This is a genomic window from Yoonia vestfoldensis DSM 16212 (genome assembly GCF_000382265.1).
GTDB lineage: Bacteria > Pseudomonadota > Alphaproteobacteria > Rhodobacterales > Rhodobacteraceae > Yoonia > Yoonia vestfoldensis.
Window position 1 is genome coordinate 1 of sequence record NZ_KB908008.1, and the last position, 11,029, is coordinate 11,029.

Here is an 11,029-nt window from a genome sequence, read left to right on the forward strand (position 1 = left end):
AGCATGGATGGCAAGGGCGCCTGGCGCGACAACGTCTTCATCGAGCGTCTGTGGCGGAGCATCAAATATGAGGAGGTCTACCTGCGAGCCTATGCCAGCGTCTCCGAGGCACGCGCGGGGATTGGCCGGTATCTGACCTTCTACAACAGCCGGCGGCCCCATTCATCGCTTGACGGCAGAACCCCCGATCAGGCCTACTTCAACCAGCCGATGCCCGAAGCGGTAGCGGCATAACCAAGGCGGAAAACCACTTAGAAAACGCCAGGAACCTGTTCAATCAAACCGAACCACCTCTCCGTACTGTTCGGCACAGACCCCTTAACGTACTATCCTGCACCCAGCCGGAATCTACCCCTTCACGGCTTGGATCACGCACCAAGTGGTGCTATGATTACAGGTGATTACAATGGAGCACACCATGCCGCAGCGCGCCGTATCTGAACCCATTACCATTCGTACGGCCAAGGTGGCCGAGATCGACGCTTTGGCGGGGGCAATGGACCGTTCCCGCAACTATATCGTCAATCAGGCGATTGAGCAGTATCTTGAAGCCAATACTTGGCAGATGGAACGTATCAGAGACGGCATCGCCGCTGCCCGCGATGGCAAGGTTGCACCAGCAGATCAGGTCTTTTCAGGGATAGCTGCAAAACACGGCTGGTCACGTTGAAGCAGCTAGTCATTGCGGAACCTGCTGCCCGCGATCTCGAAGAGATCGTGGATTACATTGCTTTGGACAATCCGGTTGTGGCTGAAAAAGTATACTGGGGAATCGTGAGTGCAGCAGAGAAGCTGCCTGAATTTCCAGCCTTGGGCCGCCCCGGACGCCATCCTGAAACGCGGGAACTTAGTATCGCAGATTTGCCGTACCTAATCGTGTACGAGGTCGGCTCTGAGGTGGTGACAATCTTAGCGGTATTTCACACCTCTCGCGATCTTGCGAAGGCGCTACATGAGAGGATGCAGGCGGGCTGACGAGAAATGTTCCAGCCCTGATACGAGCTAATGGTTGATAGCTTGCATCACCGTGTCGGCTCTTTCTTCAGACTTTAGCATGATCTCATCCGGTCAATCTGCGTGCTTTGGATGACTCGTGCCCAAAATCACGTCATTCGCTACCAAAGCGTCTTGACCGGTGGGGGTAGCGCCACTACCCAGAGGCGAATTAATTCTTTCTTTACTGCTCGGAGATTGCGATGCGTTTTGTGATGATTGCGGCTGTTGTGATGACCAATCTGGCAGGGGCCGCACGAGCAGATGTGGCTGAGGGTCTGGCACTTTTGCAGCAAGGTGACGCTTCACAAGCATCGGCACAATTTGCGGCGGCCTTCGAGGCGGGCGATGCGGCGGGTGCATTCTGGCTAGGGCGGATGTTCGAGCTGGGTATCGGTGCGGCGCCTGATCCGATGCGCGCGGCAAATCTTTATGCAGCGGCTGCCGAGGGCGGCGATCCTGCGGGGCAACTGCGGCTTGGGCTCATGTATCATGAAGGCACGGTGCTGTTGCGCGACTATGTCGAGGGCTCGCGTTTGATCTGTGCGGCGGCCGAGGGCGGCCTTGCCGAGGCGCAGGTCGCCTGCGGTCTAGCTCATGAGGCGGGGCGCGGTGTGGACGCGGATAGCTTGCGCGCGGAAGGCTTGTGGCAATCGGCGGCCGAGGCCGGGAACGTGGCCGCGATGAACCTGCTTGGGGCTGCGGCTTTGCGGTCGGAAGACGTGGCGACAGCACGCAACTGGTTCGCGCGTTCTGCAGATGCGGGCAATGCGGTGGGCATGGTCGAGACGGCGCGGCTGTTGGAAGCGGCGGATGAGCCTGACCTGATTGAGGCTTATGCTTTGGCGAGCCTTGCGGTTGTGCGCGCACATCCCGAAGCAGGGGTTTTGCGCGACCGGATCGAAGGCCAGTTGACCGCGACAGAAGTTACCCAAGCGCAGGCGCGTGCTCGCGATTGGACGCAAAATCAGATGCAGGCTGCGGACTAGGCTGGTGCGGACCGGTATCCGACTAAGCCTGACACTGGCTGCGATGCTGGCGGGAACATCAGCCACCGGGGCTTGTCTGCAGATTGACAGTGTTACCGTTGAAGGTGCCGCTTTGCTTCCTCCGGTAGAAATAGCTGCCCTGACCGCCCCGGTCACCGGCAGATGCGTGCCCTTCGTGACGGTCCTCCCGGAAATCGACGAGGTGCTGCAGGCCCTGACGCTGGCCTATGTGGATCAGGGCTATATCGCCGCGCGGGCCTGGCTGCCCGAACAGAACCTTGGCGACGGCACGCTGGAAATTCGTGTCGTGGAAGGCCGCTTGGGTACTATCCGTTTCAACGGTGCGGAAGACCTCCGCTGGGAGGCACGCAGCTTTCCGGGCCAGCGCGAACAACCAGTCCAATTGCGCAGTGTCGAGCAGGGACTGGATGTGATCCGGTCAATGCCGGGGTTTGATGCGCAACTGGAACTGGCCCCGGGGGATGCCGACGGCGTCACCGACCTGGATATCACGACAACAGGCAGGCCATGGCAGTTGCGCCTGTCGAGCACGAACATCGGTGATGACGAGGCCGACGAAGGTGCGGCCGCTGCGACAGGGCAGTTCATCACCGCAGTTGATGGCAGCATCTCGCAAGCGTTCGGGTTCAACGAGACGTTTCGTCTGAACCTGTCGCGCAGCCAGCCGGATCATCCGTTGAACCTGTTCCACGAGGGGCCGCGCACGCGCAGTGGCAATGTATTTGTTGATGTGCCCACGGGCACGTTCAATGTCCGCGCCAATGTCGGCTGGTCGGATTATGCGACTACGGTCCCCGGCGCGTTCAATCCGATTGCCGTAGACGGCGAGACGCGCACGATCGGGCTGGGTGGCAGCGCCTTGCTAATGCGCGACCAGACATCAAAGACGCAGGTGACCTTTGGCCTGACACGGCGCGCGAACGAGAACCGGATTGCGGATGTGCGCATCGACGCCTCCAGCCGGGTGCTGACATCAGCGCGCTATGGCGTGGCGCATGAACGCGCGCAATGGGGTGGCGTCCTGGAGGCTCTGGTAGGCTTTGAGCATGGGTTGCGCCTGTTCGGGGCCGAGGATGCCCGCGCGCAGCCTGACGGACAGCCTGATGCGCAGTATGCGCTCTGGGATGCGGAACTGCGGTTCCGGCGCTTGTTTGAGGCGGGCAGCAGCCGGATCGGCTATACCACCAGCCTGCGCGGCCAATGGAGCGACGATCTGCTTTACGGCACCCAGCAGTTCAATCTGGGCGGCGGGTCCTCGGTGCGCGGATCAAAGGCTGTGCTGATAAGTGGTAATACAGGCCATGTCTGGCGCAACGAAGTGTTCTGGCGCACGCCCGCCGCGCTGCCGGAACAGCTTGGCGTGTTCGAGCTCTACCTGACAGCGGATCGCGGCGCCATCGCAGAACAAGGTGATGCCGGTATCGCGGGCGGTGTTGTGCGCGGGGCCAGCTTGGGTGCGCGGCTGGTGGGTGGTCGCTTTGACATTGATGCGAGCTACGGGCGGATTTTGCAGACACCGGGCGGTATTGCACGCCCGGACGGGGAATTTCTGATCTCTGCGGGCTGGCGGTTTTGATGATGACAGGCTTTGATCGGGATTGTGGACAGGGAGGTCAGCAATGACCAAGGCAACATCATGTGTTCTGAACCAGCTTGTGACGGCGGTCTCGGTCTTTGCGCTGACCGTGCAGCCGATCATGGCGCAGACGATTGCCGCAGGTGATGGCCCTGTCATTGGCAACGCACCGAACGGCGTGCCGATGGTGATGATCGAGACCCCCAACGGGCAGGGAGTTTCACACAACCGCTATGACCAGTTCAACGTAGGCCCCGAAGGCCTGCTGCTGAACAACATCTCCGGCAATTTTGACACGAGCCAGTTGGGCGGGATCATCCCGGGCAATGCCAATCTGACGAACGGGGCGGCCAGTCTGATCCTGAACGAGGTGGTCAGCCCCAATCCGTCCACACTGGCAGGCTATCTGGAAGTTGCGGGTGCGCGGGCGGATGTGATCGTCGCCAACCCTTACGGCATCACCTGCAATGGCTGCGGCTTTCTGAACATGGACCGCATGACGCTGGCGACCGGCACGCCGACATGGGAGGCGGGTGTGTTCACCGGCCTTGGCATTGATGGCGGCGCAATTGCAATTGGCGAGAATGGTGCTGCGGCGCGTGACACGCTGCGGTTCGATCTGCTGAGCCGCCGGATCAGCGTGGCGGGGGCCGTCGAAGGCCAGCGCATCCGCGTCGTCGCCGGGCGCAATGATGTGGTTTACCTCACCGACGAAGTAACACCGCGTGCGGCGGACGGCAGGGATGCGCCAGAGCTGGCGATCGATTCCACTGTTCTGGGCGGCATGTATGCCGGATCGATCAGCATCACCTCGACGGAAAGCGGTGTCGGCGTGCGCGCACCTCAGAATATGGCGGCCACAACGGGTGATATGCATATCACCGCTGACGGGCGGCTGGTGATGGGGCGTGCCAGTGCGCAAGGCCAGATGCAGGTGCAGTCCGCCAGCAGCGATGTGACGGTGCAGGAGAGCCTTGCCGCGCGTGAAGCGCTTGAGATCGAAGCCGCCCGCGCGATCCTTGTGGAAACCGATGCGCGGATCGTGTCCGAGGCGGCGCTTGTGCTGCAAGCCGGAACCGGCGTGACGCTGGGTGCAAATGCAGAACTGGCCGCAGTTGGTGATCTGGGCGTGGATGCCGGGACCGGCGATGCCGTTCTGGGGGCTGCTGCACGAGTGCTGTCGCATGGCGATGTCAGTGTGCAGGGGCAGAGCATCACCGCACAGAATGATGCGCTGATGCTCGCAGGCATGCCGCAGAACGGGATATCCCAAGACGCGCTGCTGTCATTGCAGGCGACAGACACCATCACCCTGTCAGGCGCGCAGGCTGCATCGGGCGGTGACATCGCCGCCGATGCGCGCGTCATCGCGATTGCGGCCCAAAGCGAATTGCCCGCAGGCCGCTTCGTGGCGCAGGGCGATATCACCTTGGCAACAGAACAGCTGGCAGCCACAGGCGGACAGGTCGTGGCTGCCGGTGACCTGTCGGTGACATCCGGCACCGTAGATCTGGTCATAGACCGGGGATCGCTGCAGGCCGGTCAAAGCGCCAGCCTCGCGGCGGCTCAAAGCATAACCAACGCAGCGCAAATCCTGGCGGGTGACCAGCTGCGGATCATCGCCGGCACGGAGTTGACCAATAGCGGCGATCTGCAGGCGCAGAACCTGCTGCACATCTCGGCTTCTGGCTTGCGCAACAGCGGGAGTATCGATGCTTTTGGCGGTGGGGTGTTGCTGGACGGTTTGGCTGGCTTTGACAATACCGGTGGCCGGGTATCCTCGGATATCGGCATCTTGCTGGAACTCAGCGGCGCGCATCAGCTGACGGCATCCAATTGGGGTGTCGTTGAATCGGGTGGCTGGCTGACCCTGCAGGGCGCAGGTGGCGGCAGCATCACAGAGCTGACCGTCGCGGCCGGCACCGATCTCCTGAGCAACGGCCAGCTGACGATCAGGGCGGATGATCTGACCAATGATGGCACGCTGGCATCGGTCATGGGCAACATGCTCCTGCAGACCACCGCAGATCTGACCAATCGCGGGCAGATCTATGCCGGTGGTGATCTGCTGGCCATCCGCGCAGGTGGCACCGTGCTGAACGACGGCGGCACAATACTGGCGATGAACGCGCTGCTGGTCTGCGGCACGGGCACAAACGATTGCACCGCGGATCGGTCGGCGGACAGGGCGGGGGCTTTGATCAACCGCGACGGCGGTCTGATCGAGACCTTCGAAGGCGATATTTATCTGGCCGCTGCGACCATCCTGAACGAACGTGATGGTCCTGCGCGCATCACAACGCCTGATCCGGTGTATCGCACCATTAACAACGATCCTGGGGGGTGTAGCGGTGTATGCCTAGGCGACGACAGCTACAATTACACCATCGACCGATTGACCACGGCGTCACGCATTGTGGAGGTTGATGGTGCATCATCGTCGATTGTCTCCGGTGCGGACATTATTTTGGATGCGGGCCGGATCGATAATTCTTACAGTCTGATATCTGCGGCAGGCAACATCGCGATTGATGCGGGTATTCTGTTCAATCTCGGTGATCAAAGCACAAGCACTGAATCGCGTGTCAGGGAGAACTGGCGGTTCATCGATAGAACATTTCCCCAAAGTAACGTCAGGCGCATTCAAAGTGTCGACCCTGCTGTCGTTACCGAAACAATACTTGCAAGCTTCCTTGGCACAATCGAGGCAGGCGGCTCCATCACCGGTTCGATCACAAACTCTCTGACCAATGGTGTAGTCACCGAGAACGCAGATGACAGATCGGTGGGTGCAAGCACATCACCCAATCTGGGCGTCGGACAGACCGCAGTCGCCTTTGCCCCCGGGTCCGGTGGCTTGCCACAACTGGATGGGACAGATGGCCTGTTCGGCAATGACCAACTCTTTGTTGTCAACAGCGGCGCTGTCAGCGGCTATCTGATCGAGACACGGGCAGATTTTATCAATCTGGACCGGTTTCTTGGCTCCGACTACTTCTTGGATGCACTGGGGTACGACGGCTTCACAACCCAGCTTCGTTTGGGTGATCCTTATGTTGAAGCACAGTTCATCCGCAACCAGATCACTGGTTTGACCGGCGGGCGGTTTGTCGGCGCTGCACGATCCGAGCAGGATCAGATCCGTGCGATGTATGACAATGCTATCGATGCCGCGCGGAACCTGGAGCTGACGCCGGGCATCGCTTTGACACCTGATCAGATCGCGGCCCTTACCGATGATATCATCTGGGTGGAAGAGGCCTTGGTAAACGGGCAGACCGTGCTGGTCCCACGGGTCTATCTGGCATCGGCCACATCGTTGGCAATGGCACAGTCTACCCTCGGTACGGCCACAATCCGTGCCGGGCTGGATATCAACCTGCTCGTAGGCAGCATCACCAACAGCGGTGCGATGGTGGCAGGGCGCGATGTTGCACTGGTCGTGCAAGGTGATCTGGCGAACCTCGGCGGAATGCTCGGCGCACAGAATGTGCTGTCGCTGGATGTGGCAGGCACGCTGACTTCACTCAGCGGCACGATCGCAGCTGACATGGTGCAGATCGCGGCGGGCGACATCGTCATCGCGACGGCATCCGAGCGGTTTGGCGACGAGACTTCCTATCAGGACGTGGCCGGAAGAACCGCAACGATCACCGCAGGCACCGAACTGGTCATGCTGGCAGAGCGGGGCATAGTTCTGACAGGTGCAGAGATATCGTCGGGCGGTGCGGCCACCTTGGTCGCGGGTGACGGGATTACCGTTGGTGCGTTGGCGCTGGAGGGGCAGGTCCAACGCGACTTTGACGGTGGCTATTACCGCGCCGAAAGCCTGCGCCATCAGGCCAGCCAGATTGTGACGGGCGCAGAACTGACATTGTTCGCGCAAGGTGGCGATATCGTGCTGGAAGGTGCGACGCTTGATGCCGGTGGTGCTGTGGGTCTGATCGCACTGGACGGGAATGTCCTGATGGAGGCCGTGGCGGATTACAGCTTCAGTGATCTTTCCGCGAAGGATGGCAATTTCTTCGGCAAGAACTCCATGCGCGACCAGCGCTTTGATCTGACCCATCAGGTCAGCCAGATCGCGGGCGCAGAGATCGATATCTTTGCCGCAGGCATGATCACGGCAGAAGGCACGCGCTTTACCACAGCAGGTCAGACCGGCGATACGCTGGACGCGCTGCAAGGTGGTGATCTGCGCATGACTGCGGCGAGCGGCTCGATCCTCGTCAGCACCCCTACGGATATCGCGGCGCGCAGTTATCAGTCCAGCTCGTCCATGCTGGGTGGTCTGATTAGTTCAAGCACAGACATACGTGGCCTTAACACTGAAAGCCTGCGCTCGACTGCGCGGGTGGCGGGCATGATTGATCTGACGGCGGCGGGTGATCTGACGCTGGTCGCAGTGGATTTTGAAGCGGCAGGCATCCTGCGCACCGACGTTGGCGGAGAAACCTTCCTGCTGGCCGCCATCGATACCGATTACGCCTCCAGCAACGTGATGCGCAACAACGGCGTCACGATCACCACGACCACGCAAGAAGACTATACCGAACGCGCGACCTTCAATGAATTGCGCGCGGCGGGCTTTGCTTTCGACGAAGGCTCGCCGGTGACCTTCGATGCGATCCGCGATCCGCGCATTGGCGCAACCCATGCCGCGGCACTGGTGAACCCCGGTGAGGCGAACATGGCCATCGCCGCGATGTTCCTTGGCGATACCGACCCTGCCACAGGGCCGCCATCATCCGGCACTGCTGATGACAGCTGGCGCACAGACCTCGACATACGCCAGATCGCACTGCCCGGCGTGCAGGACGGGCCGGGCTACGGCTATATCGCACCACTGCTGGAGCGTGACAGCACGGAGAACAAGGACGTCCTGCTGATCGACCAGCACTTCTACGACCAGCAGGTCGTTCTGAACCCTGCGTTCAAAGCACTGGTCAGCATTGCCGTCAGCGCCTATGTGCCAGGCCTCGGCGGATTCCTTGGTCTTGACGGCGCAGCTGCAGCTGCAGCAACCGCATTCGGCAATTCCATGACCGTGGGCATGATCGACGGTGCTATCACCGGCAACATGGACATCGGCGTCATCCTCGAAACTGCCGCCTTCTCCGGTGTCACCTCAGGGCTTACCGCGGGGATCAATCTGCCCGATAATCTCGGCCTCAACCAAGACTCGCTCTTTGGCCGTGGTAACCTTTCCATCGCCAACCTCGCCGAAGGCGGGCTCGATGCCACCATCACCGCAGCACTTCGCACCGGGGTCTACGGCGATGACTTCGTGGCAGGCTTCAGCGCTAGCCTCGGGTCCAGCGCAGCAGGGCTGCTCATGGCAGACATGCATAATGTTATTGGGTCCGGCGTGATTGATGGCCGCTACAGCGAGGGTGACCTGCTCCATGTCACCTTGCACGCGCTCGTCGGTTGTGCTGCAGCCGAGCTGCAAGGCGCCGATTGCGGGGCAGGGGCTGTCGGCGGCGCGGTCAGCGCGCTTTATGCGGGCGAGATCGATCGCAACGGCGGGCTTGAGGATGACCAGCGTGTAGCGGCGACCAGAAACGCCGAGATGATCGGGGCCGTTGCGGGGTATCTCGTGTCTGGTGGCAAGGGGGAGAACGTCTCCCAAGCCGCGGCGATCAGCCAGTCGGCGTTTCAGAATAACTATCTGACATATGCCGAAGCTCAACGACGCGAAGAGATCAACGAAGAACTCTGGGCCTGCAGGGAGTCAAATACATGTTCGCAGGCTCAAATTAATGAGCTTTGGGACGAGTTTGAGGCCCTCAACACACTGGATGCACAACGGGATGCACAATTCAAATTGGCCTGTATAGACACGAGGTCTGCAAATTGCGCATTAGCTTTTGCAGACCTTGAAACGGCCTTTGAAAGTTATACGACTTACATCCAGGATGGCAGCATTCAGCTAAGTGTCCTGCTCGGTGAATACGCAAGTGGCGATATTTTCTCACTCGACAGCGTAGCTGACGGATCGGCGGGCGTTGCCAATCTTTACGCCTATTATAAGCAGGACTTGCTTCAGAACGCCTACCTTGAAGCGCTCAGAACTATTCCCGTGTCTGCCGCAACCGGTACCATCGATCTGATCACAATCACCGCGCAGGCTGCAGCAGGCAATGTGACGGCACAGCAACAATTGGAACTGATCGGTGCGTCAATTTTGACGACAATTACTGATCCCGTTGGAACAGTTAGAAGCGGTTACGAGGGTGTAGTTACTCAACTTAACCAAGCCAAAGCACTCGAAGCTGCAGGTGACTGGCAGGGAGCTGCCGAAATCCTTGGCCAAGTCAGTGCTGAATTCACCTATGTCGCAACCGGAGTGGGTGGACCTGTAGTTGCTGGCGGAGCACGAGCTTTAACTTGGGTACCAAAAGCTCCAAAAATAGAGATCGTAAATCGGTTTGGTCCTTTAAATGAGGGACCGTTGCCCGATGGCATCGCGAGTACTTTCCGTAGCGGAACATACAACGAAGTCGTCACTACAGAGCCTACGACTTTGTATCGCGTGATTGGCGATAATGGAAATCCTGCTGGCGGATATTGGACAAGGGTAGAGCCGCAAGGCCCTTTACAATCCGTGATTGACAGTGCCCTTGATCAAAACTGGGGAAATTCGGCAACTACAGTTGTGCAAATGGAGGTTCCTGCTGGGACTCGACTCTTTGAGGGAGTGGCCGCCCCACAACGAGGTCTCGTTGGGGGCGGAAACCAGATTTATTTTGATCGAAATATTAACCCGATGAAACCAGAGTGGATTAAACAATGAAAAATTGCAGCTGGGAGACGATCAGATCTTTCAGTTCGATGGCTGAGTTTAAACGGTTTGTTAAGTGGATTGAACATCAGCTTGAGAATGGAGAGTGCATTGAGGTTATTGAACCAATTGATAGCGCAATGCCGTTGCAAAGTAAAAAGTTCAGGTGCTTAAATTCTGGTGAAATCTGGATACTTTCCTTTCCCGATCCTGGGTACTTCAGTGGGTCTTGGGAACCTGTGTTAGAATAGGTTGGTGCCGAAACGTTTAGACCTTCATGCGAGCTTTTTGTTAAAAGCTTGCATGAGACCCCAAGCGGGAAACCCAACAAAACATGAGAAAATTGCTCCGTCACGCAACATGATACTTCGTAACCACGCCATTGGCACCGCCTGCCTGACGCTTTGACAATGATCTAAGAGACGTCGCTAAGGACGTCATTAACGACGTCTCTTAGACGGGGTCTGCGATGCGTGGTGAAATTCTTGGGGCGGAGCGGCGACGCTTTTGGCATGACGACGACAAACTTGAGATTGTCATGTCGGTTGGGGTCGATGGCGCAAGCGTAACGCAGGTTGCGCAACGTCATGAGATTAAGCGACAGCAAATTTATGCGTGGCGGCATGACCTCAAGAGAAAGGGCCTGTGGTCGCCTGATGCTGGGGC

Annotated in this window: 7 protein-coding genes; all 7 read left to right on the top strand. The window is 59.1% G+C overall.

The genetic code is table 11. The annotated features are described in order from the left end of the window. Nucleotides 1-234: integrase core domain-containing protein (locus H147_RS0118870; protein WP_019956284.1), on the top strand; the 234-nt coding region annotated here is incomplete at its 5' end. Between the two features lie 172 nt (nt 235-406). Further along, the gene (locus H147_RS0118875; RefSeq protein ID WP_019956948.1) at nt 407-670 is read left to right on the top strand and encodes a CopG family ribbon-helix-helix protein; all 264 of its coding nucleotides are present in this window, start codon (nt 407-409) and stop codon (nt 668-670) included. Then, nucleotides 667-975, top strand: a complete 309-nt coding sequence (locus tag H147_RS20155) for a type II toxin-antitoxin system RelE/ParE family toxin (protein ID WP_019956949.1) — start codon at nt 667-669, stop codon at nt 973-975. The genes H147_RS0118875 and H147_RS20155 overlap by 4 nt, the downstream gene beginning before the upstream one ends. Nucleotides 976-1,196: 221 nt before the next feature. Then, complete coding sequence (locus tag H147_RS0118885) at nt 1,197-1,982, top strand: tetratricopeptide repeat protein (RefSeq protein ID WP_019956950.1); 786 nt, start codon at nt 1,197-1,199, stop codon at nt 1,980-1,982. 43 nt (nt 1,983-2,025) lie between these two features. Further along, nucleotides 2,026-3,579, top strand: coding sequence for a ShlB/FhaC/HecB family hemolysin secretion/activation protein (locus tag H147_RS0118890; protein WP_081625915.1), 1,554 nt, complete (start codon nt 2,026-2,028; stop codon nt 3,577-3,579). 190 nt (nt 3,580-3,769) lie between these two features. Continuing rightward, nucleotides 3,770-10,375 carry a two-partner secretion domain-containing protein gene (locus H147_RS0118895; protein ID WP_311135642.1) on the top strand — a complete coding sequence of 2,202 codons (6,606 nt, stop codon included), beginning with the start codon at nt 3,770-3,772 and terminating at the stop codon, nt 10,373-10,375. 457 nt (nt 10,376-10,832) lie between these two features. Next, nucleotides 10,833-11,029, top strand: a 197-nt coding sequence (locus tag H147_RS20740; RefSeq protein WP_019956845.1) for a transposase, incomplete at its 3' end; no start/stop codon positions are given.

Excerpts from the sequence above, each read along its gene's own strand:
- H147_RS0118890 (WP_081625915.1), top strand. The coding sequence starts at position 2,026 with ATGCTGGCGGGAACATCAGCCACCGGGGCTTGTCTGCAGATTGACAGT.
- H147_RS0118875 (WP_019956948.1), top strand. The coding sequence starts at position 407 with ATGGAGCACACCATGCCGCAGCGCGCCGTATCTGAACCCATTACCATT.
- H147_RS0118895 (WP_311135642.1), top strand. The coding sequence starts at position 3,770 with ATGATCGAGACCCCCAACGGGCAGGGAGTTTCACACAACCGCTATGAC.
- H147_RS0118885 (WP_019956950.1), top strand. The coding sequence starts at position 1,197 with ATGCGTTTTGTGATGATTGCGGCTGTTGTGATGACCAATCTGGCAGGG.